At 67.5% G+C, this 24238-nt stretch carries 21 protein-coding genes; 17 read left to right on the forward strand and 4 right to left on the reverse strand.

All coding sequences use genetic code 11. From position 1 onward, the window contains the following. Window positions 1-7: 7 nt before the first annotated feature. The 3 genes from nrfD to fdnG are packed head-to-tail and all read right to left on the reverse strand — an operon-like array spanning window position 8 to window position 5204. Complete coding sequence (gene nrfD / locus ACKY0W_RS01370) at window positions 8-1063, reverse strand: NrfD/PsrC family molybdoenzyme membrane anchor subunit (protein ID WP_409436073.1); 1056 nt, start codon at window positions 1061-1063, stop codon at window positions 8-10. Next, complete coding sequence (locus ACKY0W_RS01375) at window positions 1060-2022, reverse strand: 4Fe-4S dicluster domain-containing protein (protein WP_409436074.1); 963 nt, start codon at window positions 2020-2022, stop codon at window positions 1060-1062. Before ACKY0W_RS01375 ends, nrfD begins: the two co-directional genes overlap by 4 nt. After that, on the reverse strand, window positions 2022-5204 hold the full coding sequence (fdnG, locus tag ACKY0W_RS01380) for a formate dehydrogenase-N subunit alpha (protein WP_409436075.1): 3183 nt from the start codon (window positions 5202-5204) through the stop codon (window positions 2022-2024). The genes ACKY0W_RS01375 and fdnG overlap by 1 nt, the downstream gene beginning before the upstream one ends. Window positions 5205-5293: 89 nt before the next feature. On the opposite strand from fdnG, the gene fdhD reads away from it, so the two are divergent. Both fdhD and ACKY0W_RS01390 read left to right on the forward strand, forming a co-directional pair. Beyond that, window positions 5294-6118, forward strand: a complete 825-nt coding sequence (fdhD, locus tag ACKY0W_RS01385; protein ID WP_409436076.1) for a formate dehydrogenase accessory sulfurtransferase FdhD — start codon at window positions 5294-5296, stop codon at window positions 6116-6118. Window positions 6119-6274: 156 nt separating this feature from the next. Next, complete coding sequence (locus tag ACKY0W_RS01390; protein WP_409436077.1) at window positions 6275-7540, forward strand: hypothetical protein; 1266 nt, start codon at window positions 6275-6277, stop codon at window positions 7538-7540. Here ACKY0W_RS01390 and ACKY0W_RS01395 read toward each other — a convergent pair. Continuing rightward, window positions 7537-8079, reverse strand: coding sequence for a hypothetical protein (locus ACKY0W_RS01395; protein ID WP_409436078.1), 543 nt, complete (start codon window positions 8077-8079; stop codon window positions 7537-7539). The two genes, ACKY0W_RS01390 and ACKY0W_RS01395, sit on opposite strands and share 4 nt — an antisense overlap. Window positions 8080-8184: 105 nt before the next feature. Between ACKY0W_RS01395 and ACKY0W_RS01400 the strand changes: the two genes are divergently transcribed. The 15 genes from ACKY0W_RS01400 (at window position 8185) to ACKY0W_RS01470 (ending at window position 24238) form a co-directional block, all read left to right on the forward strand. Continuing rightward, entirely contained in the window at window positions 8185-8631 is a 447-nt protein-coding gene (locus ACKY0W_RS01400) for a hypothetical protein (protein ID WP_409436079.1), read from the forward strand. Further along, window positions 8628-9404: a hypothetical protein gene (locus tag ACKY0W_RS01405; RefSeq protein WP_409436080.1), complete on the forward strand. Its 777-nt coding sequence runs from the start codon at window positions 8628-8630 to the stop codon at window positions 9402-9404. The genes ACKY0W_RS01400 and ACKY0W_RS01405 overlap by 4 nt, the downstream gene beginning before the upstream one ends. 115 nt (window positions 9405-9519) lie before the next feature. After that, window positions 9520-9819 carry a PE family protein gene (locus tag ACKY0W_RS01410; protein ID WP_409436081.1) on the forward strand — a complete coding sequence of 100 codons (300 nt, stop codon included), beginning with the start codon at window positions 9520-9522 and terminating at the stop codon, window positions 9817-9819. A 10-nt stretch (window positions 9820-9829) separates the two neighbouring features. After that, window positions 9830-11434, forward strand: coding sequence for a PPE family protein (locus ACKY0W_RS01415; RefSeq protein ID WP_409436082.1), 1605 nt, complete (start codon window positions 9830-9832; stop codon window positions 11432-11434). Between the two features lie 221 nt (window positions 11435-11655). Beyond that, window positions 11656-11949 carry a type VII secretion protein EsxS gene (locus ACKY0W_RS01420; RefSeq protein WP_067968459.1) on the forward strand — a complete coding sequence of 98 codons (294 nt, stop codon included), beginning with the start codon at window positions 11656-11658 and terminating at the stop codon, window positions 11947-11949. Window positions 11950-11963: 14 nt separating this feature from the next. Continuing rightward, complete coding sequence (locus ACKY0W_RS01425; RefSeq protein ID WP_406759017.1) at window positions 11964-12251, forward strand: WXG100 family type VII secretion target; 288 nt, start codon at window positions 11964-11966, stop codon at window positions 12249-12251. Between the two features lie 97 nt (window positions 12252-12348). Then, complete coding sequence (locus ACKY0W_RS01430; RefSeq protein WP_409436083.1) at window positions 12349-13248, forward strand: class I SAM-dependent methyltransferase; 900 nt, start codon at window positions 12349-12351, stop codon at window positions 13246-13248. A gap of 276 nt (window positions 13249-13524) precedes the next feature. Continuing rightward, a complete protein-coding gene (gene eccA, locus ACKY0W_RS01435; protein ID WP_409436084.1) occupies window positions 13525-15357 on the forward strand; it encodes a type VII secretion AAA-ATPase EccA in 1833 nt (610 codons plus the stop codon). Beyond that, window positions 15354-16979, forward strand: coding sequence for a type VII secretion protein EccB (gene eccB / locus ACKY0W_RS01440; protein WP_409436085.1), 1626 nt, complete (start codon window positions 15354-15356; stop codon window positions 16977-16979). Before eccA ends, eccB begins: the two co-directional genes overlap by 4 nt. After that, window positions 16976-20935: a type VII secretion protein EccCa gene (eccCa, locus tag ACKY0W_RS01445; RefSeq protein ID WP_409436086.1), complete on the forward strand. Its 3960-nt coding sequence runs from the start codon at window positions 16976-16978 to the stop codon at window positions 20933-20935. Before eccB ends, eccCa begins: the two co-directional genes overlap by 4 nt. Before the next feature lie 31 nt (window positions 20936-20966). Next, window positions 20967-21278: a PE family protein gene (locus ACKY0W_RS01450; RefSeq protein WP_024443852.1), complete on the forward strand. Its 312-nt coding sequence runs from the start codon at window positions 20967-20969 to the stop codon at window positions 21276-21278. Beyond that, window positions 21278-22711, forward strand: a complete 1434-nt coding sequence (locus ACKY0W_RS01455) for a PPE family protein (RefSeq protein ID WP_409436087.1) — start codon at window positions 21278-21280, stop codon at window positions 22709-22711. Before ACKY0W_RS01450 ends, ACKY0W_RS01455 begins: the two co-directional genes overlap by 1 nt. 22 nt (window positions 22712-22733) lie before the next feature. Further along, on the forward strand, window positions 22734-23027 hold the full coding sequence (locus ACKY0W_RS01460; protein ID WP_064890669.1) for a hypothetical protein: 294 nt from the start codon (window positions 22734-22736) through the stop codon (window positions 23025-23027). A 14-nt stretch (window positions 23028-23041) separates the two neighbouring features. Beyond that, complete coding sequence (locus tag ACKY0W_RS01465) at window positions 23042-23329, forward strand: WXG100 family type VII secretion target (RefSeq protein WP_406759017.1); 288 nt, start codon at window positions 23042-23044, stop codon at window positions 23327-23329. A gap of 33 nt (window positions 23330-23362) precedes the next feature. Continuing rightward, window positions 23363-24238: an ESX secretion-associated protein EspG gene (locus tag ACKY0W_RS01470; protein WP_406759879.1), complete on the forward strand. Its 876-nt coding sequence runs from the start codon at window positions 23363-23365 to the stop codon at window positions 24236-24238.

Below are 24238 nucleotides of genomic sequence, written 5' to 3' on the forward strand. Positions count from 1 at the left end.
GCAGGTCTTAATCAGCCGTGGTGATCGAATCCCCGGTGATCCCCGCCGCCTGCCGCTCCGCCAGCCGGCGCTTCTGCGGCTCGATGGTGTAGCGCGGGTCCTTCGCCGAGGCCATGCCGGCTTCGAACACCCCGAAGCGGGTCAGCGCGGAGGCGCTCAGCAGCGCCAGCCCCGAGCACGCAGCCACGGCGCGGTGACGCCCGCCCAGGAGCGTCCCGATACCTCCGGCGAGCGCCAACCGTTCGCTCCAGCGCAGCATCGCCCCGGCTCGGCCCTCGTGTAGCGGCTCGGCGGCGATCGGGTCCATCCGGTGCTCCATGGCCCGGGTGGCAAAGACATCGCCGAGCACCCCGAGCACGGCCAATCGCCGGGCCGGCCCGGCCTCACGCACCGGCGTGGTCAGCATGGCCAAGCCGCCCGAGGCCAGGCTCGCCGAGCTGACGAACACGAACGGCAGGTGGCGGTGCGCGCCGTGCCAGGTCGGGGTCGCGGTGTCGCCCAGCAACACCGCGGTATAGACGGCCAGCGGCGCCGCGAACACCGCGGCCTCCAAACCGGCCGGCCCCTCTACCGCCTGCAGCACGCCGCGCAGCGGGCCCAGCGGTAACCGCTGGTGAGTCAACCGATCCAGCTCGGCGGCCGCCACCACCGACGTGCCCGCGCCGAACCCCGACAGGATCCACGAGCCCAGGCTCATCGGCGACGTCAGCTTGATGGTGCGCAGCATGTTGACGAAACGCTCCGGACGGCCGAGGTCGCTGATCAGGGCCGCCGCACTCAACACGATCGCCCCCAGTGCCGCCAGCCGGGAGTTGCGCCGCAACACTTTTCGGCCGGTCAGTTGCGCGCCGGCGGCCAGCAGACCGGATCCCCCCGCCACACCGCCGAGAAACAGGTAGGCGGCGATCTCGTGTGACCACGGTGCGGGCTTGACCACCGGACGGCCGTAATAGGAGCTGAACTGCACATCGGGGACCATCGGCATCTCGCGGCCACCGTCACCACCGCCGCGGCGTCGGCGCTTACCGCCGCCGCGGCGCGGACCATCGGGCACCATGCTCATGAGCGTCCCCCGAGGAAGGCGACCGCCGCGGCGGCAAGCATGCCCGCCGCGGCCAGCGCCGAGCGCCTGAACATCGTCGGCAGGTCGGCGGTGCCCACCCGCGGATCGGGCGGCAGCCCGTACACCTCCGGTTCGTCGAGCAACAGGAAGACCGAGCCGGTACCGCCGACGCCGTCATGGGCGTTGGCGCCGTACAGCCGGGCCTCGGTGCGGCCCTGGGCATGCAGCTGGGCCACCCGCTGCCGGGCCCGCCGCACCAGCTCGTCGTGATCACCGAACCGGATGGACTGCGTGGGGCAGGTCTGCGCACAGGCCGGCGGCTGGCCGTCGACCAGCCGGTCGTAACAGAGCGTGCACTTCTGGGCGACCCCGGTGTTGGCCACCGGTTCGGGGTCTCGGGCGGTCTTCGGTGCGGCGGTTCCATCGGTGCGACGCTCGATCACCCCGAACGGGCAGGCCGGCACGCAGTTGCCGCAGCCGTTGCAGACGTCGGCCTGCACCACCACCGTGCCGAACTCGGTGCGAAACAGCGATCCCGTCGGGCACACATCCAGGCACCCCGCGTGGGTGCAGTGCTTGCAGACATCCGAGGACATCAGCCAGCGGAACTGGTCGGTGTCCGGCGGTGCGACATCCGCCTTGTCGCCGGGCATCTTCGGCAGGCCCAGGCTGATCAACTGCCGGCCGGAGTCGCGGGCCTCCTCGATGCGGTCACGGTTCTGTTCGATGAACGCCACATGCCGCCATGTGCTCGCGCCCAGCGCACCGGTGTTGTCGTAGGACGACCCGAGCAACTCCAGCGGGCCGTCTTGTGGATTGTGGTTCCACTCCTTGCACGCCACCTCGCAGGCTTTACAACCGATGCAGATCGAGGTGTCGGTGAAGAACCCCTTGCGCGGGTGTTCTGGCGACCACCGGGCGTCGGCGGCGGGGTCGGTCGGTCCGGACAGCTGGCCCATCAGTCCCGCCCTTCAGGATCGACAGCGGCATTGCCGGTCTCCGGTGTTGTGCCGGAACGGCTTTGATACTCCGAGATCAGGCGCAGCAGCGCCTCGCCTCGCGGACGCCGGCCCGGCTGGATATCGCACGAGCCGGCCTTGGACTCCTGGATCTGCACGTTGGGGTCCAGGGTCACTCCGAGCAGATCGTTGGCGGCGTCGCCGCTGACCACCGCGTCGCCGCCGACGCCCCAGTGGTAGGGCAGCCCGATCTGGTGCACCGTGTGGCCGCCCACGATCAGTGGCGTCATCCGGTCGGTGACCAGCACCCGTGCCTCGATCGCCGCCCGCGGCGAAATGATGGTGGCCCAGCCGAAGTTCTCCAGACCGCGCTCAGCCGCCAGCGCCGGGGAGACCTCGCAGAACATCTCCGGCTGCAGCTCGGCCAGGTACGGCAGCCAGCGGCTCATGCCGCCGGCGGTGTGATGCTCGGTGAGCCGGTAGGTGGTGAACACGTAGGGGTAGACATCGGCGCCCGGTTCCCCGGCGCTGGGTGCCGAAAGATTGTCCTTGCGGGGGAACGTGATTCGGGCGGGGTTGCGCTGTTGACGATAGACGGCGTTGGCGACCGGCGACTCCTGCGGCTCGTAGTGGGTGGGCAACGGCCCGTCCACCACGCCCTTGGGTGCGAACAGCCAGCCCTTTCCGTCGGGCTGCATGACGAACGGGTCGTCGCCGGCCAACGCATCCGGGCCGCCCAAGGCCGGATCCGGCCGAGCGCCCGGCGCGCGATCGACCACGAAGTCGGGTACGTCCTTGCCGGTCCAACGGCCGGCCGCCGCATCCCACCACACGTAGCGTTTGCGTTCGCTCCACGGCACCCCGTCCGGGTCCGCCGACGCGCGGTTGTAGAGGATCCGCCGATCGGCCGGCCAGGCCCAGCCCCACTCCGACTGGTTAGGGCTCGGCCCGCCGCGCGGCACGCGGCGGGCGGCACGGTTGACGCCGTCGGCGTACACCCCGGAATAGATCCAGCAGCCGGCGGCGGTGGAACCGTCGGCACGCAGCTCGGTGAAACCCGAGACACACCGACCGGCATCTGGACCGGTGAGCTGATGACCGTTGATCTCGGCGAGCACGAATTCCGGATCGGGATCACCGTGGGCGTCGACCGGGTAGTCCCAGACCAGGTCCAACAGCGGTCGGTCCCGCGGATCAGTCGACCCGGCGAGGTGCGCACGAATTCGGTTGCCCAGCTTGATGAAGAACTCCAGCTCACTGATGCAGTCCCCTGGCGGGGCGACGGCCTGATGGCGCCATTGCAGCAAACGTTGGGTCTGGGTGAACGTCCCGGCCTTTTCGACGTGGCTGGCCGCCGGCAGGAAGAACACCTCGGTCTCGTTGTCTTGCGCGCGCAGCTCGCCGGAGGCGATCTCCGGGCCGTCCTTCCACCAGGTGGCCGACTCGATCAGGTTCAGGTCCCGCACCACCAGCCACTTCAGGTGCGACATGCCCAACCGTTGTTGACGGCCGTTGGCCGAACCGACGGCCGGGTTCTGGCCGAGCAGGAAGTAGCCCTCCACTTCGTCGTTCAGCATTCCCGTCACGGCCTGATAGGTGCCGTGCGGTCCGGTCAGCCGGGGCAGGTAGTCATAAGCCCAGTCGTTGTCGGGGGTCGCGGCGTCCCCCCACCACGCCTTGAGCAGGCTGACCAGGTAGGCGTCGGCGTTGGCCCAAAAGCCCTTCTGGCTCTTCGCCCCAACGCGGTCCAGGTACTGGCGCAGGGTGTCGTCACGCCCGGCCTTGGGCATCGGCAGATAGCCGGGCAGCATGTCGTAGAGCGTGGGGATATCGGTGGAGCCCTGAATGCTGGCGTGCCCGCGCAGCGCCATGATCCCGCCGCCCGGTCGGCCCACGTTGCCCAGCAGCAGCTGCAGGATCGCGGCGGTGCGGATGTACTGGGCGCCCAGGGTGTGTTGGGTCCAGCCCACCGCGTAGGCGAAGCAGGTGGTGCGTTCGCGCCCCGAGTTGGCCGTGACAGCGGCCGCCAAGTAGTCGAACATCGTGGTGTCGATGCCACAGACGTCGCGGACGACCTCCGGTGTGTAGCGCGCGTAGTGCCGCTTGAGGATATGGAAAACCGTGCGAGGATGCGTCAACGTTGCGTCGGTGACCGGCGCGCCCGGCTCGTCGCATTCGTACGCCCAACTCGACGGGTCGTACTGCCCGGTCTGCGGGTCGAAGCCGGAGAACAACCCGCCCAGGTCCTCGGTATCGCGGAAGTCCTCACGGACCAGCGTCGCGGCATTGGTGTAGGCGAGCACGTAGTCACGGAACCACAGGTCGTGGGTGAGCACATGGTTGATCAGGGCGCCCAACAGCACCACGTCGGAGCCTGCTCGGATCGGAATGTGCTTGTCGCACACCGCCGACGTGCGGGTGAAACGCGGGTCGACGTGGATCACCACCGCGCCGCGGGCTTTGGCCTCCTCCACCCACTGGAACCCCACCGGGTGGCACTCGGCCATGTTCGAGCCCTGGATGACGATGCAGTCGGCATTCGCCATGTCTTGCAATGTTTGCGTCGCTCCACCGCGACCGAAGGAGGCTCCCAGACCGGGAACCGTGGCGGAGTGTCAAATACGAGCTTGGTTGTCGACCTGTATGACGCCCGCAGCGGTGAAGAGTTTCTTGATGACGTAGTTCTCTTCGTTGTCCAGCGTCGCGCCGCCCAGCGAGGCGATGCCCATGGTGCGCCGCAACGGCCGGCCGTCGGCATCATGGTCCTGCCATGCGTTACGTCGCGAGGCGATGAACCGCTCGGCCACCATGTCGATGGCGGTGTCCAGCTCCAGCGGCTGCCACTGCGTGGCGCGGGGAGCCCGGTAGAGCACGGTGATCTGCCGGCCGGGCGAGTTGACCAATTGTTCGCTGGCCGACCCCTTCGGACACAGGCGCCCCCGTGAGATCGGCGAATTCGGGTCGCCCTCGATCTGCACGACCTTCTCGTCCTTGACGTAGACGCGCTGGCCGCAGCCGACCGCGCAATACGGGCAGACGCTGCTCACCACGCGGTCGGCGGTAGCGGTTCGCGGCGCGATGCTGCGGGTGCGTTCGGAGGTGACCGCCGGCCCACGGCCGAACACGTCGCCGGTGCGCAGCTGCCGGATTACCGGCCACTCCAGGAATTTTCGCTGAACCATCCCTGCAGCGTAGTCCCGTGGTGCTCGCGCGACGCGCTGTTCCGCGGCAACCGGGCGCGCATGAGAACCCGACCCGGGATGATGGAGCGATGAGTCGGATAACGCAGCGTCGGCGGGTCAGCCGCCTGGTCGCAGGGGATGCGACGCAGCGGTCCGAGACGCTGGCGGTGGAGGAACCGCTGGAGATCCGGCTGGGCGGTGTCCCGCTCACCGTCACGATGCGCACACCCGGTTCGGATATCGAGCTGGCGCAGGGCTTCTTGCTCTCCGAAGGCATCATCGCAGGGCGTGACGACGTGGTGAGCGCGCGGTACTGCGGCGAGTCGGAGACCCCCAACACCTACAACGTGCTCGATGTGACGCTGGCGCCGCACGTGCCGCCTCCGGCGGTGGACATCTCCCGCAATTTCTATGCCACCTCGTCTTGCGGGATCTGCGGTAAAGCTTCATTGGACGCGGTACGCCTTGCCAGCCGGTACCACCCGGGCGACGACCCGGTCCACGTTTCCGCGGCGGAGCTGACCGCGATGCCCGATCAACTGCGAGCCGCGCAGGACGTTTTCGCCAGCACCGGGGGTTTGCATGCCGCGGCGCTGTTCGACGTCACCCACGGCGGCGCGATGTTGGTGGTGCGCGAGGACATCGGCCGCCACAACGCCGTCGACAAGGTGATCGGCTGGGCGCTCGAGCGGCACCGGATACCGCTGTCCGGGACGGTGCTGCTGGTGAGTGGGCGGGCATCGTTCGAGCTGACCCAGAAGGCGGTGATGGCCGGGGTGCCGGTCCTGGCCGCGGTCTCTGCGCCGTCGTCGTTGGCGGTCGACCTGGCGGTCGAATGCGGGCTGACGCTGGTCGCGTTCCTTCGGGGTGACTCGATGAATGTGTACAGCCGGGACGACCGCATCATCGGCTGATCGACAGTTCAGCTGCGCATCGCAATCGCGAGAAATCCTGGGCAAATGTGCCCGCAATCGCGGGCGATAACGGCTCATCTATGTTGCTTTTTCGATTTCAGGGATTAGTGTGACGAGACTGAGTAAACCCTGGTCGGAAACCCGAGGAGGTGCTCGATGGCCAGTCGCCGTCAGGACCGGAGTCGCCTGTTCGACAGGCGCCGGATCAGCGCCGGCGCCACGTCCGGAGCGTTCCTGATCGCCGCCGTAGCGCCGATCAGCCTCGCGCCGGCCGCACATGCCGATCTGTGGGATCTGTTCGTCGACCCGATCGCAGACGTCGTCGACGGCGGGCCGGCCGCCGATCCGTTCGGGGACTTCGGCGATCTGGGACTGGGCAGCGCCGAGGCCGGACCGCTCGACTTCTGGCAGTCGATCAACGACTCGCTGCAGGAATGGCTCACCAGTGCTTCGGGCATGCAGCTGGCCGAGATGATCAACCAACCATTTGTGTATCTGTTCGGGCGCGACCTGATCGGCAACGGCCTCGACGACTTCACCGACGCCAACACGTCGCTGTTCGGCAGCTCGGGCATGTTCGGTGACCTAGGTGACGGCGGGTTCCTGTTCGGCAACGGCGGGACCGGGGCCGCGGGCGAGGTAGGCGTGAACGACGGGGTCGGCTGGGCGGGCGGCTCGGCCGGGATGTTCGGCGACGGCGGCGACGGTGGTGCGGGTGCGGCGGGCGCGGCGGGTGGTGCCGGCGGCGCCGGCGGCAGCATGTTCGGCAACGGGGGCAATGGCGGCGCCGGTGGTGACTCCACCGGCATCGCGGTCCCCGGCGGTGACGGCGGCGCGGGCGGAAATGCCGGCTCCTGGTTCGGCAACGGCGGGAAAGGCGGTGACGGCGGCATCGGCTTGCTGGGCGTCCAAGGGGTGTCCGCTGGGGCCGGGAGCGCCGCCGGCAACGGTGGCGCCGGCGGTAATGGCGCGTCCCTGGGCTACGGCAACGGTGGTAACGGCGGTGCCGGCGGCGCAGGTGGCGACGGGGCCCCGGTGAGTGGCAGCGGAACCGGCGGCGGCGGCGGTGGCGGTGGCGGAGGAGGTGGCGGAGGCGGCGGCGCCTCGGGCACCAATACCGCGGGCGGCAACGGTGGTCGCGGTGGCGCGGGCGGCAGCGCCGCCCTGATATCGGGCAACGGCGGCAACGGTGGTGACGGCGGCAACGGCGGCTACGCCGGAATCAGAGGGCCCGACAGCCCCGGAGGCCAGGGGGGCGTCGGTGGCCAAGGCGGCGCGGGCAGCATCGGCGGGAGCAACGGCGAAGCCGGCACTACCGGGAACACACCGGGCAGCCATGGCGGCGGCGGTGGCGGATGCGTCCCCAACCCCGGTGGCGGCGGCCCGGGCGGCCCGGGCAGCGGTACCGGCTGTAACTCCTAGCGGGTCTCCGGCGTTGCCCAGTCGATCGCGGCGGCCATCACCCAACCGAGGATTCCGGCCACCAGGCCGCAGCCGAGGTGATACAGCGCCTTGTCGCCCAGGCCCACCATGCCCGCATGGTGACCGCCCACGAACCCGGTCGCAATCGGAACAGCAAGCGCGACAAGGTGTATCGGAGCCGCGGCCAGCGCGATCAGCCATCGGCGGGTCCGCACTGCCGGGTTGGTTGTCAGCAGGTACAGGAACGCCGCGGCGCCCAGGTAGCGAACCCCGGCCCAGGGGCCGGGCCCGGACTGCAGTAACACGGTGGCTGCCGTGGACGCCGCCCCCACCGCGAGCACCGTCTGAGGCCGTCGCGCGGTGAGCGTGACCGCTACCAGCAGGGTCAGCCACACCAGGCCGCGATGTCCGGGTAATCCCAGCGGCATCCGCATGTCGGACGCCCACGCGATCACCAGGGCAGCCGCGGCCGGGAAGGCGACATCGCGGGCCAGGGCCAGCCTGGACGGGCGCGGTGTGGTCCACGGCATCACGGTCATCGACCCAAGGTAGGCCTCGTCGACCGCGCCGCACAACCTCAATTGAGGGTCAGATAGCTGTGTGGACGCTTGAATACGTGGCGACGCCTGCCTACGGTCATGCACATGCGGTCATCTGCTGGGCGCCTGGTCGGACTGGGTTTGGCGGCGCTTGTCGTCGGCGCTGCCGTGGCGGGGTGCGCCGCCGACACCGATACCGACACGTCGACGGGGTATCACCTGGTGATCCGGCAGGACGGCCGAGTGCTGGACGAGTTCGATCTCGCCCGGCTCGGTGGTCTGCCGCAGACCGAGATCGCCACGCCGCAATCCCACGGAAGTCCCGTGCAGCGAGGCCCTGCGGTGCGCGCGGTTCTGGACGCGGCCGGCGCCACGGCCGTCCATAGCGTTCGGTTCGAAGGACGCGACCCGGCGCAGACGCTGACCGCCGCCGAGCTCACCGACCAGGTCGTGTTGAGCTTCACCAAACGCGACACCCTCAAGCTGGCGGGCGTCGAACTCGAGCGCGACCGGTGGGTTCGCGATGTCAGCACCGTGGTCGTCAACCCGTGACGGTCTTTGCCGGTGTCGATCTGCTGATCGGCATCGACGACACCGATGACCAGTTCAGTCCCGGTACCGGTCGGCGCGCTCGGGCGCTACTGCGGGAGTTGGCCGCTGCCGGGCTGGGAAGCGAGGCCGGGGCCACCCGGCATCAACTCCTCGTCGATGATCGCGTTCCCTACACCTCGCACAATTCCAGCGCCTGCCTGGCCTGGCGCAGCCCCGGCGCCGACCCGCACGCAGTGCGCGATCAGATCATCGACTTCGTCGCCGGATTCCTGGAACGGGTCTGCCCGCCGGCCGCCGATCCCGGTCTGGCGGTGGCGATTCCGACGGATGTGCCAGACGTCGGTCCACTGGTGGAGTTCGGTCGGCGGGCCAAACGAGAAGTGCTGCAGCGGGCGCAAGCCCGTCGTCTCGGCGATGAACTGGGTGTCCACGTGTCCGGTCACGGCGGCACGCAGGACGGGGTTCTGGGTGCCTTGGCGGCGGTCGGTCTGCAACTCTCCGGCGACGACGGGCTGTTCATCACGCTGCCCGGGTTGGGGAATCTGCCGACCGAGGCGACCGTCGACGAACTGCTGGCCAGTGTGCCCATCGACGACGTCCGTGACGGCAGCGACCGCCGTCCGGCCACGGGAGAAGTGATCGAGTTGGGCGACTGGGTCCGGCCCGTTCTGCTGGAGGGGCGCGCCGTGCTGCTACTGGACCGACCCCTGCGGTGCGCCGATGGCCGTCTTCGTTGGCGCACCGCGCCCCGGTCGGTGGTCAAGAAGCATTGAGGTGTATCCGCAGTTACGGTAACGATGATGTTCTGAGTAGGCATATCGTGACTGAAGCTGCGTCATTATTCCGCAGGTAGGGTTGGCGACGTACCGGCCGGAAGGGGGTTCCGCCATGGTCTTGGATGTTGTGCCCGAGGGCCTGGCTGCGACAAGCGCGGCGGTCGAGGCGATCGCCGCGGCGCTGGCGGTGGCACACGCGGCGGCGGCTCCGTCGATCACCGCGGTGGTAGCGCCGGCGATCGATCCGGTGTCGCTGCAGGCCGCGGCGGAACTCAGTGTGCAGGGCAGCGCGCATGGGGCGGTAGCTGCGCGCGGTACCGAGGTGTTGGGCCGCGCCGGGGTGGGGGTCGCTCAAGCCGGGGTCAACTACCAGGTCGCAGACACCGTGGCGGCGTCGGTGTTTCCGCGATAGCGGTGTGGTGATGTCGGCCCCAGCCACCTGGATGGCGGCCCCGCCCGAGGTGCACTCAGCAATGCTGAGCACCGGGCCGGGGCCGGGGCCGCTGCTTGCGGCGTCGACGGCGTGGGCGACATTGAGCAGTGAGTACCTCGCTGCCGCAAGTGATCTCACCGCCGTTCTCGGCGATTCCCAGCAGGTCTGGGCCGGTTCGACCGCCGATGCGTATGAGGCAGCGCATCTGCCCTATCTGGCCTGGCTGCAACTGGCCGGCACGCTCAGCGCCCGGACTGCCTCCCAGCACCAAGTAATCGCGACGGCGTACAGCAGCGCTCTGGCGGCCATGCCGACCCTCGCCGAATTGGCCGCCAACCACGCCGCCCACGCCGTGTTGGTGGCGACCAATTTCTTCGGGATCAACACCGCGCCGATCGCGCTCAACGAGGCCGATTACGCCCGGATGTGGACCCAGGCCGCCACCGTCATGAGCGCCTATCAGGCGACCACCGAGACCGCGCGCAGCTTGGGGCACACCAGTGGCAGCGCGCAAGCCGGGGCCGCGGCGGCCGGAGACGGTACGGGCGGCGGCGGTGGGGGAGGCAACGGCGGCAACAGCGGGGGCGGCGGCGGATCCTTCGAATTGCCGACGCCGGCCGAGATCTGGCAGATGCTCTTCGGGGCCGACGGTCAGCAGGTGCCCGGACAAGGCCAGCCGAACTGGAGTCCCGCGGAATTCCTGCAGAACCTGTCGAATTTCGTCAACGGCAGTGAGAAGGCGCTGGCCTGGCTGCAGCAGAACTTCCAAGGTGTGCTGACGCCCGCCCAGTGGTGGCAGCTGACGAGCTACTTCGTCGCATGGCAGACCTACCGCGCCGTCAACTGGACGCTGCGCAGCCTGCGCTTCCTGTTGCAACTTTCCCCGCTGCTGGCGGGCGTCGGGTTGAACCTGGCGATCGGCAGCCTGGCTGCGGTCGCGCCGCCGGCCGGCCTGGCCGGCTTGGCAGGACTGGCCGGCATCCCCGCACCGGCGGTCCCGGTGCCGGTACCGGCGGCCCCGGTTGCGATGCCACCGGTCATCCCCGTTGGCGCACCGGCGCCGAACCCTGCGACGGTGCCGGCTTCGGCAGCGCCCGCAGCCCCTGCGGCGACGCTGCCCGCCTCCGCTGCCTCCGCCGGCGCCGCGCCACCGCCACCACCGGCAGCGCCCCCGTTGATCGGCACCGAGGGTGCGTTCCACAGTTACCTGGTGGGCTGGCTTCCCTCGACGCAGAACGCCGCCGGAAGGGCGGGTGCGAAGTCGGCCCGGCCTGCCGCAGGTGTTGCGGCCGCCGCGACGATAGGCGAACCGGCGACCGGCGCGGCGCGACACGGCGGCCGTCGGCGCGGCAGGCTGATCGACCCCGGCTACCGTTACGAATACCTCGAGGACGACGACGCGGGTCGCGAACCGGACCGTGCGTCGCAGGCCCGCTACAGCACAACGGGCTTCACGGGGACGCTCGGCAAACCCGGCCTGGCACGGGCCGCCGGTCTGGCGGGCTTGACCGGAGACGAGTACGGCGGAGGCCCCACCCTGCCGATGTTGCCCACCTCCTGGGACGGCCAGGACGACGTCCCGCCCGCTAAATAAGTTAATCCGCATTCGCGGCTGCTAATCAGATTAAAAGTACGTATAACGAGGTAATTGTCGTAGCATTGGTCCTCAGTTATTGCCGGACTGACTCCGCCGGCGTTCTGGTCCGGGAGTGCAGCAGCCGCTCTCAACGATGCGAGCAACAGGCGGTCGTGGCCTCCATGGAACCCGAGCGGCGCGGGCCACGACTAATCGATAGTTGAGAGAGGAGCGCGGGGATGAGTCTGTTGGATGCGCATATTCCGCAGTTGGTGGCGTCGGAGTCGGCGTTTGGTGCCAAGGCGGCATTGATGCGGTCGACGATGGCGCAGGCGGAGCAGGCGGCGATGTCGGCGCAGGCGTTTCATGTGGGTGAGGCGGCTGCGGCGTTTCAGGGGTCGCACGCCCGGTTTGTGGCGATGGCGGCGCGGGTGAATGCGTTGCTGGATATGGCGCAGGTGAATCTGGCGGATGCCGGTTCGACATATGTGGCGGCTGATGCGGCTGCTGCGTCTGGTTACACCGGGGTTTAGGGAGGGTTTGTCTGATGTCGCAGATTATGTACAACTACCCGGCGATGTTGGCCCATGCGGCTGAGATGAATGGGTATTCGGGCACGTTGCAGGCTGTGGGTGCTGATATTGCCAGTGAGCAGGCGGCGTTGTCGGCGGCGTGGCAGGGCGATACGGGAATGACGTATCAGGCGTGGCAGGCGCAGTGGAATCAGGCGATGGAGGAGTTGGTGCGGGCCTATCACGCGATGGCCACCACCCATGAGACCAACACCTTGATGATGAACGCGCGCGACACCGCCGAAGCCGCCAAGTGGGGTTAGCGGAGCGCAAGCTCTGGCCTGGCATGGCCGGTTCCGGCCGCATTCGGCGGGCCTTCCAGCGCGCTCACGTCGGCGTAGGGTCCCTGGAATGCCTCTAATGCGTAGTGAAGGTGACAGCTGGGACATCACCACGAGCGTCGGTTCGACGGCCTTGTTCGTGGCCACCGCCCGGGCGCTGGAAGCGGCCAAACCCGACCCGGTGGCCGTCGATCCGTATGCGGAGTTGTTCTGCCGGGCCGCCGGCGGGGACTGGGCGGCCGTGCTGGACGGCAACCTGCCCGACCACGAGTTGTTGTCCAGTGAATTCGGGCAGCACTTCGTCAACTTCCAGGGTGCGCGCACCCGCTACTTCGACGAATACTTCAGTGGTGTCATAGAGGCCGGGGTGCACCAAGTGGTGATTCTGGCGGCCGGGTTGGACTCCCGTGCCTTCCGGTTGCCCTGGCCGGACGGAACAACGGTCTTTGAGTTGGACCAGCCGCAGGTGCTCGGCTTCAAGAGTTATGTGCTGTCGCAGCGCGGCATCCGTCCCACGGCCGAGCGGCGTGAGGTCGCCGTCGACCTGCGTGAGGACTGGCCCCGGGCGCTGCGTGATGCCGGTTTCGATCCGACGCGTCCCTCGGCATGGATCGCCGAAGGGCTGTTGATCTACCTGCCTGCTGTCGCGCAGGAGCAGCTGTTCGCCGGTATCGATGGCCTTGCCGCTTCGGGTAGCCACGTCGCGGTCGAGGACGGCATCCCGATGCCTCCGGACGCATATGAAGCCGCGGTTGCGGCCGAAGTCGAGGCAGGCGACGACACCCGCAATTTCCATCGGCTGGTCTACAACGAGCAGCACGCTCCGGCGGATCAGTGGTTCGGCGCTCGCGGCTGGACCGCGTCGGTGACGCCCCTGGCGTCTTGTCTGCAGGGGTTGGGTCGCCCCGTGCCGGAGCCCGACAGTCCAGCCGGTCAGATGATCCTGCGGAACTCGCTGATGTGGGCAGTCAAGAGGTAGTGGCGGTCGGGACCGCCGGGGGGGGTGAACCGTTGTGGAAGACGAAACCGGCATGCGGTAGCGTGCGGGATAATCGAAAATGATTTTCAATAAGGAGTCGGTGATGGGTTGGAACGACGTGGGCGTGCCAACGTCCCGTTTGTGGGCTGCGAAGCCGCCTGCGGGAGTGATGGAAGTCGCCTGCCGATCGTCTCGATCGATCTCGACAGTTAGCTTATGCAATGCTAACTTCAGCCGGGTTGGTGCAGTCAAAAACAGTGAAGGGGCGAGCCACGCATGAATAACGGTGATGCGGCTCTGCTCACCCCGCAAGCACGGGTCGACGAGGATACGGTCAGCCGGTTTGCCACCTGCTGCCGCGCCCTTGGTATCGAGGTTTACCAGCGGAAACGTCCTGCCGACCTGACAGCGGCGCGCGCTGGATTCGCGGCGCTCACCCGGGTAGCGCATGAGCAGTGCGACGCCTGGATCGGCCTGGCCGCCGCCGGCGATCAGTCGCCGCGGGTGCTGGCCGCGATCTCCCAGACCGTCGCCGGCGCCGGCGCCCTGCAGCGGCGCCTGGATCTGCAGCAGGGTGCGCTCGGGTTCCACTACGACACCGGGCTGTACCTGAAACTGCGCGCCACCGAAGCCGACGACTTCCACCTCGCTCACGCGGCGCAGCTGGCGATGGCCGGTCGGTGCGCCGAGGCGAACGCGGTGGTCGCCGAGATCGCCCAGCGGCGTCCCGACTGGAATGACGTTCGTTGGATGGCGATCGCGGTGAACCACCACGCCGGGCGCTGGTCGGACATGGTCAAGCTGCTGACTCCGATCGTCAACGACCCCGACCGCGACGAGTTGTTCACCCACGCCGCCAAGATCGCCCTGGGGATCGCGCTGGCTCGGCTGGGCATGTATGCCCCGGCGTTGTCTTACCTGGAGGAGCCGGAAGGTCCGATCGCGGTCGCGGCCACCGACGGGGCCTTGGTCAAGGGTCTGATCCTGCGGGCCCAAGACGATGAGGAATCCGCGGCCGAAGTGCTGCAGGACCTTTATGCGGCCAACCCGGAGAACGAGCAGGTTCAGCACGCCTTGTTGGACCACAGCTTCGGGATCGTCACGACCACCGCGGCCCGGATCGAGGCCCGGACCGACCCGTGGGACCCCGACACGGAGCCGAGCGCCGAGGACTTCGTCGACCCGTCCGCCCATGAACGCAAGGCCGAACTGCTGGCCGAAGCGGAGCGCGAACTCGGCGAGTTCATCGGGCTGTCCGAGGTCAAGAACCAGGTACAGCGGCTCAAGAGCTCGGTGGCCATGGAAGTGGTGCGCAAGCAGCACGGTTTGGCCGTCGGCCAGCGCACCCATCACCTGGTCTTCGCCGGCCCTCCCGGGACCGGTAAGACCACCATCGCTCGTGTGGTGGCGAAGATCTATTGCGGCCTGGGCCTGCTGAAGAAAGAGAACATCAAAGAGGTGCACCGTGCCGACCTGATCGGTCAGCACATCGGTGAGACCGAGGCTAAGACCAACGCCATCATCGACAGTGCGCTTGATGGCGTGCTGTTCCTCGACGAGGCCTACGCCTTGGTGGCTACCGGCGCCAAGAACGACTTCGGTTTGGTGGCCATCGACACCCTGCTGGCGCGGATGGAGAACGACCGCGACCGGCTGGTGGTGATCGTCGCCGGTTACCGGGCTGACTTGGACCGGTTCTTGGACACCAATGAAGGTCTGCGGTCACGTTTCACCCGCAGCATCGACTTCCCGTCCTACCAGCCGCCGGAGCTGGTCGAGATCGCGCACAAGATGGCCGAGCAGCGCGACAGCCGTTTCGAGCAGGCCGCACTCGAAGACATGGAGGCGCTGTTCGGTCAGCTGGCCGAGGCGACGCACCCCGACGCCAACGGCGTGGCCCGGCGCAGCCTGGACATCGCCGGTAACGGCCGCTTTGTGCGAAACGTCGTCGAACGCTCCGAGGAAGAGCGCGAATTCCGGCTTGACCATTCCGAACAGTCCGGCACCGGGCTGTTCACCGATGAGGAGCTCATGACCATTACGACCGAAGACGTTCGTAACTCGGTGGCGCCGTTGCTGCGTGGCCTTGGCCTGGAGGCCAAGGCATGAGCGCGGCTCAGTCCGACCGGTCCGATGACGAGCGGCGCTCGTTCGCCTCGCGTACCCCGGTCAACGAGAATCCCGACCGGGTCGAATACCGGCGTGGCTTCGTCACCAAGCACCAGGTCAGCGGCTGGCGATTCGTCATGCGGCGCATCGCCTCTGGCGTAGCCCTGCACGACACCCGGATGCTCGTGGAGCCGCTGCGCTCCCAAGCGCGGGCAGTGCTGATGGGTCTGCTGGTGCTGGCCACGGTCGCGGGCGGTTGCTTCGTCTTCACCCTGATCTGGCCCAACAGTGCGGCCAACAACGACCCGGTGTTGGCGGACAAGTCCACCTCCGCGCTGTATGTGCGGGTCGGCGACCAGCTGCACCCGGTGCTGAACCTGACCTCCGCGCGGCTGATCGCCGGTCGGCCGGTCAACCCGACCGTGGTGAAAAGCACTGCGCTGGACAAGTTCGCCCGCGGCAACCTGATCGGCATTCCGGGAGCCCCGGAACGCATGGTGCAGAGCAGCGCCCGTGACGCCGATTGGACGGCGTGCGACTCGGTGACCGGTTCGACTGCCGGGGTCACGGTGATCGGCGGGCCGTTGTCCTACAGCGGTTCTCGCGCCGGTGCGCTGGACGCGCAGCATGCGGTGCTGGCCGACAACGGTGCCGGTGCTTGGCTGCTGTGGGACGGCAAGCGCAGTCGAATCGATCTGTCCGACCACGCCATCACCGGAGCCCTGGGTCTCGGCGAGCGCGGTTCGGCAGTGCCCACCCCGCGCCCGATCGCCACGGGGTTGTTCAACGTGATTCCGGAGGCGCCCGCGCTGGTGGCGCCGGTGATCCCCGGCGCCGGCGGCAAGCCGACATTCGACCTGCACGCGGCCGCGCCGGTGGGCGCAGTTGTGGCGGCACACTCCCTGGACGGCAACTCCGACGGCACCCTGCGCTACTACGCGGTGCTCGAAGACGGGTTGCAGCCGATTTCTGGGGTGGTGGCGGCGGTGTTGCGTAATTCTGATTCGCAGGGTTTGGATCGGCCGCCGGTGTTGGGTGCTGATGATGTTGCGCGGTTGCCGGTTTCGCGGTTGTTGGATGTGTCGCGTTTTCCGGAGCAGCCGGTGAAGGTGGTTGATGCGGTGTCGGCTCCGGTGACGTGTGCGCATTGGAGTAGGCCTGCGGGGGCGTCGACGAGTTCGTTGTCGTTGTTGTCGGGTTCGACGTTGCCGTTGCGTGAGGGTGTGCGGACCTTGGATTTGGTGGGTGCGGGTGTGGGTGGCACTGCTGCACGCGTCGCGCTGGCCCCGGGGTCGGGTTACTTCGCCCAGAGTGTCAACAGTGATCCGGCGGCCAACGCCAATGCGGGCCCGCTGTTTTGGATCTCGGATACCGGTGTGCGGTATGGCATCAACACCGAGGCCGGCACCAATGGTGGCGACGGAGACACGGTGTCTGCTCTTGGTTTGAGTGAGCCGGCGTTGCCGGTTCCGTGGTCGGTGTTGTCGCAGTTTGCTGTTGGTCCGACGTTGTCGCGTGGTGATGCGTTGTTGGCGCATGACGGGTTGGCGCCCGATGGGCGTGCGGGTCGTCGTGTGGCGTCGGAGTTGGGTGGCGTTTCTAGTGTTGGGGAGTCCCGATGAGTCGTTTGATTTTTGAGGCCCGTCGTCGGCTTCCGGTGCCGCCTGTTGATCGGGGCACGATCACCGTTGAGCCGCCGCCGGAGTTGCCGCGGTTGGTTCCGGCGTCGTTTTTGCAGCGGGCGTTGCCGGTGGTGATTGTGGTGTTGATTGTGGGCATGGTGATTGCCATGGTCGCGACGGGGATGCGGTTGGTGTCTCCGGTGATGTTGTTCTTCCCGTTTGCGTTGTTGGTGGCGGCGGCGGGGATTTATCGGGGTGGGGATAAGAAGGCCCGCACGGTTGAGGTGGATGCTGAGCGGGCGGATTATCTGCGGTATTTGTCGGTGGTTCGGGACAATATTCGGGGGTCGGCGGCGAAGCAGCGGGCGGCGGCGGAGTGGTCGCATCCGGATCCGGAGGATTTGGCGGCGGTGCCGGGTTCGCGTCGGCAGTGGGAACGCGATCCGCATGATGAGGATTTCTTGGTGGTGCGCACGGGCCGGCATGCGGTGGCGTTGGCCAGTGCGGTGCGGGTGAGCGACACTGCGGATGAGATTGATTTGGAGCCGGTGTCGCACAGTGCGTTGCGCAGCCTGCTTGACACTCAGCGCACGGTGCGTGATGTGCCGGTGGGTGTGGATGTGACGAAACTGTCGCGGGTCACGGTGCTCGGTGAGGGCGATGATGCGGCCGCCGAGGTGCGGGGTGCGTTGCGGGCGTGGGTGGCCCAAGCTGTGAGCTGGCATGACCCGACGATGTTGGGGGTGGCGGTGGCGTCGCCGGAGTTGGAGTCGGCGGCATGGAGCTGGTGCAAGTGGTTGCCGCACACTGATATCGCCGGCCAGGCTGATGGGGTGGGCCCGGCCCGCTATCTGGCGGGCAGTGGTGAGGAACTGGCGGCATTGTTGGGCCCGGTGCTGGCGGCACGCCCGCCGTTTACCGGTGAGGCCGGTGAGTCCGGGCGGCATCTGTTGGTGATCATCGATGACCCCGATTTTGATGTGGCGGCTTCGGTGTTGGGTTCGGCCCGTGCCGGAGTGACCATTGTGCAGCGCGGTGCGGTGGCCCCGAGCCGGGAGCAGTATTCCGATCCCGAACGCCCGATTCTGCGGATCACCGCGGGTGGGGTGGCGATTGATCGGTGGCAGTCGGGGGGCTGGGCGCGTTATGTCGATGCCGCCGATTCGTTGGGTGCTGCGGAGGCGGCGCATCTGGCGCGGCGCTTGTCCCGCTGGGATTCGAACCCGACGCATGCCGGGTTGCGTTCGGCCGGCACCCGCGGGGCCACCTTCACCACACTGCTGGGCATCAATGATGCTTCCCGCCTGGATGTGCCGGCGTTGTGGTCGCCGCGTAGCCGTGAGCAGGAGTTGCGGGTCCCGATCGGGGTGACCGCGACCGGCGAACCACTGTTCTTCGATCTCAAGGATGAGGCCGAGGGCGGGATGGGTCCGCACGGGTTGATGATCGGGATGACCGGATCCGGTAAGTCGCAGACGTTGATGGCGATCTTGTTGTCGTTGTTGACGACGCATTCGGCGGATCGGTTGATCGTGATCTACGCCGACTTCAAGGGGGAGGCCGGCGCGGATATCTTCCGGCATTTCCCGCAGGTCGTCGCGGTGATCTCGAACATGGCCGAAAAGCGCTCGTTGGCGGATCGGTTCGCGGACACGTTGCGTGGTGAGGTGGCGCGGCGGGAGTTGTTGCTGCGCGAGGCGGGCCGGGCGGTGCAGGGCAGTGCGTTCAATTCGGTGACCGAGTATGAGGCGGCGATCGCCGCCGGCCATGATCTGGCGCCGATCCCGACCTTGTTCATTGTGGCTGATGAGTTCACCTTGATGTTGGCTGATCATCCCGAGTATGCCGAGTTGTTCGACTATGTGGCGCGTAAGGGCCGCTCGTTCCGGATCCATATTCTGTTTGCGTCGCAGACCTTGGATGTCGGCAAGATCAAGGACATCGACAAGAACACCTCGTACCGGATCGGCCTGAAAGTCGCGAGTGCGAGTGTGTCTCGGCAGATCATCGGGGTCGAGGACGCCTATCACATCGAGTCGGGCAAAGAACATAAGGGTGAGGGCTTTTTGGTGCCGGCTCCGGGGGCGGCGCCGATCAAGTTCCGCTCTACCTATGTCGATGGGATTTATGACCCGCCGCGGGCGTCGCGGGCGGTGGTGATGCATGCGTTGCCTGAGCCGAAACTGTTCACCGCCGCTGCGGTCGACGCCGGGCAGGACACCACCGTCATCGAGGCCCCGGAGGAGGTGTTGGGTCCGCCGCGCAAGCTGATCGCCACCATTGGGGATCAGTTGGCCAACTACGGCCCCCAGGCCCCGGCGTTGTGGTTGCCGCCCCTGGATGAGCCGATCCCACTCGCCACGACGTTGGCCGAGGCCGGGATTGGAGCCCAGCAGTTGCGGTGGCCGTTGGGTCAGATCGACAAGCCCTTTGAGATGCGCCGGGATCCGCTGGTCTTCGATGCCCGTTCGGCGTCGGGGAACCTGCTCATTCACGGTGGCCCCAAATCCGGTAAGACCACCGCGTTGCAGACGTTCATCCTGTCGGCGGCGAGCCTGCATTCGCCGCGGGAGGTGAGTTTCTACTGCCTCGATTACGGCGGCGGGCAGTTGCGGGCCCTGGAGGGGTTGGCGCATGTGGGCAGTGTCGCCTCGGGGTTGGAACCCGAGAAGATCCGCCGCACCTTCGGCGAACTCGAACAACTGTTGACCGCACGCCAGCAGCGTGAAGCGTTCCGTGATGGCAGCATCGGTTCGCTCAACGACGGCTACGGGGAAGTCTTTTTGGTCATCGACAACCTGTATGCGTTCAGCCGCGACAACACTGACCAATTCAACACGCGTAACCCGCTGTTGGCTAAGGTCACCGAACTGGTCAACGTCGGCCTGGCCTACGGCATCCACGTGGTGGTGACCACGCCGAGCTGGCTGGAAGTCCCGCTGGCCATGCGCGACGGGCTCGGCCTGCGCCTGGAACTCAAACTCCACGATGCCCGCGACAGCAACGTGCGGGTCGCCGGGGCCCTCACCCGCCCGGCCGAAGCGGTGCCGGCCAACCAGCCGGGTCGGGGTTTGACGATGGCCGCCGAGCACTTCCTGATCGCGGCACCCGACCTGGGCCAGATCGAGGCGATCAATGCGCGTCATCCCGGGTTGGCGGCGCCGCCGGTGCGGTTGTTGCCGACCAACCTGGCCCCCGAAGAAGTCGGTGTGGCCTATCCCGCTATCGATCATGTGGTGATCGGGGTGCGTGAAGAGGACCTGGCCCCGGTGCAGGTGGACTTCACCACCAACCCGCTGCTGCTGGTGCTCGGGGACGCCAAATCCGGCAAGACCACCTTGCTGCGGCACATCATCCGCACAGTGCGGGATCACTCCACGGCCGATCAGGTGGCGTTCACCGTCATCGACCGGCGCCTGCACCTCGTCGACGAACCCCTGTTCGCCGACAATGAGTACACCGCGAATGTGGATCGGGTCATCCCTGCCATGCTCGGGCTCTCAGCGTTGATCGGATCACGCCGGCCCCCGGCAGGATTGTCGGCGGCGGATCTGGCCAGCTGGAGCTATGAAGGCCACACCCATTACCTGATCATCGATGATGTTGATGCCATCCCCGACACCCCGGCCCTCACGGGCCCGTATGCCGGGCAGCGGCCGTGGACCACCCTGATCGAACTGCTCTCCCAAGCAGGCGATCTCGGATTGCGGGTCATCGTCACCGGACGGGCCACCGGCTCCGCACACGCCCTGATGACCAACCCGCTACTGCGGCGGCTCAACGACCTGCAAGCCACCACCCTGATGCTCTCAGGTAACCCCGCCGACAGCGGCAAAATCCGCGGCCAACGCTTCGCACGCCTGCCCGCAGGACGAGCAATCCTACTAGCCGACAACGACGAACCCACCTACCTACAACTAGTCAACCCGACATTCAGTGAAACCTTGACGCGCTGATGCGCATCGAATTGGGGAAGGGGAAATTGTCATGACGCTCAATGTCGTTCCGGAAGGTCTCGCCGCCGCCAGTGCAGCGGTCGAGGCATTGACTGCCCGTCTGGCTGCCGCGCAGGCCAGTGCCGCACCGCTGATCACCGCGGTGGTTCCGCCGGCGGCCGACCCGGTGTCGCTGCAGACCGCTGCCGGTTTCAGTGCGCAGGGCAGTGAGCACGCCGCGGTGGCCGCTCAGGGCGCCACCGAGTTGGGCCGCGCCGGTGTCGGTGTCGGTGAGTCTGGTGTCAATTACGCCGCCGGTGATGCCGCTGGTGCGTCGACATACTTCTTGGGCACGCGCGGCTGATGTTTTCCGCCCCGGTCTGGATCGCCTCCCCGCCGGAGGTGCATTCAGCATTGCTGAGCAGCGGCCCCGGAGCGGGTCCGTTGTTGTCGGCTGCCGGGGCGTGGAATTCACTGAGCGTCGAGTACGCCTCAGTGGCAGACGAACTCACCGCAGTGCTCGGTGCAGTGCAGGCCGGCGCATGGCAGGGACCCAGCGCCGAGCAGTACGTGGCCGCGCACGCGCCGTATCTGGCGTGGCTGGGCCAGGCCAGCGCGGACACCGCCGGGGTAGCGGCGCAGCACGAGGTGGCCGCCACGGCGTACACCAGCGCGCTGGCGTCCATGCCGACACTGGCCGAATTGGCCACCAATCACATGACGCACGGGGTGCTGGTCGCCACCAACTTCTTCGGGATCAACACAATCCCGATCGCGCTCAACGAAGCCGACTATGTCCGGATGTGGATCCAGGCGGCCACCACGATGAGCACCTATCACACAGTGTCCGGTGCGGCCCTGGCGTCGGCGCCACGCTCGGTGGAAGCTCCGCCGGTGGTCAAGTCTGATTCGGCGCTGCCCGCCGACGACACCTCTTCGGGCTCCGGGGATTTCTGGACGGACCTGTGGAACCAATTGGTCCGGCTGTTCGAAGATCCGATCGGAACCATCAGGGCCATACTCGCCAACCCGTCGGCCTGGTTCCCGCTGTTGTTCTTCATCGCCTACGAGGCGTTCTTCATCCCCTTCGGCTGGACGTTCTGGTCGGTACTGCTCAGCTCGCCGTTCCTCTTGATGGGGATCGCAATCGGCGTGGTGAACGCGCTGTTGGCGGACGACATGGGGGAGCCAGTGCCTGCCGCCGTAAAGCCGACGCCAGTCATGGTGCGCGGTGAACAGGCCCTCCCGCTGCCCGCGGCGGTGGGTGTCGGATCGGGCACGGTCCCGGCTGCGGGAGGACCGGCAGCCGCTGGTGCGCCGGCGGCCGGTGCGGCCCCAGGCGCGGTCCCCGGAACCCCGCTGCTCGCCTATTTGGTTGCGGGAGCACACCCCGGGAACAGCTTCGGTCCGACCCTGACCGATCGGGAACGTGGAAAGGCTCCCGCGGAAGGTATCCCCGCGGCCGCGGCGGGAGTGCGGTCGGCGACCCGCGAGAGTGCCCGGGCGCGACGCCGCAAGCGTGCGGTCATGCGAGACCATGCCGACGAGTTCATGGATCTGGATTCGGGCCCCATCAGCGGCCCGGCCGACGCTGCCGCGGTGGGTTCGGATCGGGGAGCCGGCGGCCTGGGCTTCACCGGGACGGTAGGCAAGCGCGGCACCGCAATGGCGTCTGGCCTTGCCACGATGGCCGGCGACGGGTTCGGTCGCGGGCCAAGCATGCCGATGTTGCCCGATACCTGGGGCGAGAAAGATCTTGGCGACTCCGCTGGGGAGTCGGAATCGGAACCGAAGTAGAAGTCAGGAAAGGAGTGCAGCGATGAGTATGTTGGATGCGCATATTCCGCAGTTGGTGGCGTCGGAGTCGGCGTTTGGTGCCAAGGCGGCATTGATGCGGTCGACGATGGCGCAGGCGGAGCAGGCGGCGATGTCGGCGCAGGCGTTTCATGTGGGTGAGGCGGCTGCGGCGTTTCAGGGGTCGCACGCCCGGTTTGTGGCGATGGCGGCGCGGGTGAATGCGTTGCTGGATATGGCGCAGGTGAATCTGGCGGATGCCGGTTCGACATATGTGGCGGCTGATGCGGCTGCTGCGTCTGGTTACACCGGGGTTTAGGGAGGGTTTGTCTGATGTCGCAGATTATGTACAACTACCCGGCGATGTTGGCCCATGCGGCTGAGATGAATGGGTATTCGGGCACGTTGCAGGCTGTGGGTGCTGATATTGCCAGTGAGCAGGCGGCGTTGTCGGCGGCGTGGCAGGGCGATACGGGAATGACGTATCAGGCCTGGCAGGCGCAGTGGAATCAGGCGATGGAGGAGTTGGTGCGGGCCTATCACGCGATGGCCACCACCCATGAGACCAACACCTTGATGATGAACGCGCGCGACACCGCCGAAGCCGCCAAGTGGGGCTGACCCCAGTGATCCGCTCGATGAGGGAAGGCCGTGATGGGGACTGAACCCAACGCGGCCGAACTGACCGTCGAGCAAGCCTGGTACATCGCGGAAACCGTTGGTGCCGGGTCTTTTCCGTGGGTTTTGGCAATCACCATGCCCTACACGGACGCCGGGGAGCGGGGCGCGTTCATGGCGCGCCAGCGCGAGGAGCTCACCCGGATGGGAGTTGTCTCGCCTGAGGGCACGGTCAATCCGGCTGTGGCCGAATGGATCCGGGTGGTGTGCTTCCCGGACCGGTGGCTGGACCTGCGTTATGTGGGTTCGGCCGCCGGCGGGGCTCCCGAGATGTTGCGCGGTATCGTGGCGCGCCGCGACCAGAACACCGGCAAACCCGGCCGGACGGTGGTGGCACTGCGCAATGCGCAACTGGTCACGTTCACCGCGATGGATATCGACGATCCGCGTCTGCTGGTCCCGGTACTCGGAGCAGGCCTGCGGCAGCGCCCACCGGCCCGGTTCGACGAGTTCACCCTGCCGGCCCGGGTAGGCGCGCGCGCCGACGAGCGGCTGCGTGCCGGTGCTCCACTCGCCGAAGTGCTTGACTACCTGGGTATTCCCGCCTCGGCGCGGCCGATCGTGGAGTCGGTGTTCAGCGGGCCACGCAGCTACGTCGAGGTTGTCGCGGGCTGCGCGCGGGACGGCCGGCATAGCACCACTGAGGTCGGGATGAGTCTGGTCGACACCGATGCGGGCCGCATCCTGGTCACCCCGTCGCAGGCCTTCGACGGCGAGTGGGTGTCGACCTTCCGGCCAGGAACCGACTTTGCGACTGCTGTCGCGATCGAACAGTTGACCGCCACCCTGCCCGAGGGCACATGGTTCCCCGGTCAGCGACTGTCCAGAGATTTCACCACCCAGCTGTCCTAA

Origin of the sequence: Mycobacterium sp. SMC-14, from assembly GCF_046250075.1 — a bacterium.
GTDB lineage: Bacteria > Actinomycetota > Actinomycetes > Mycobacteriales > Mycobacteriaceae > Mycobacterium.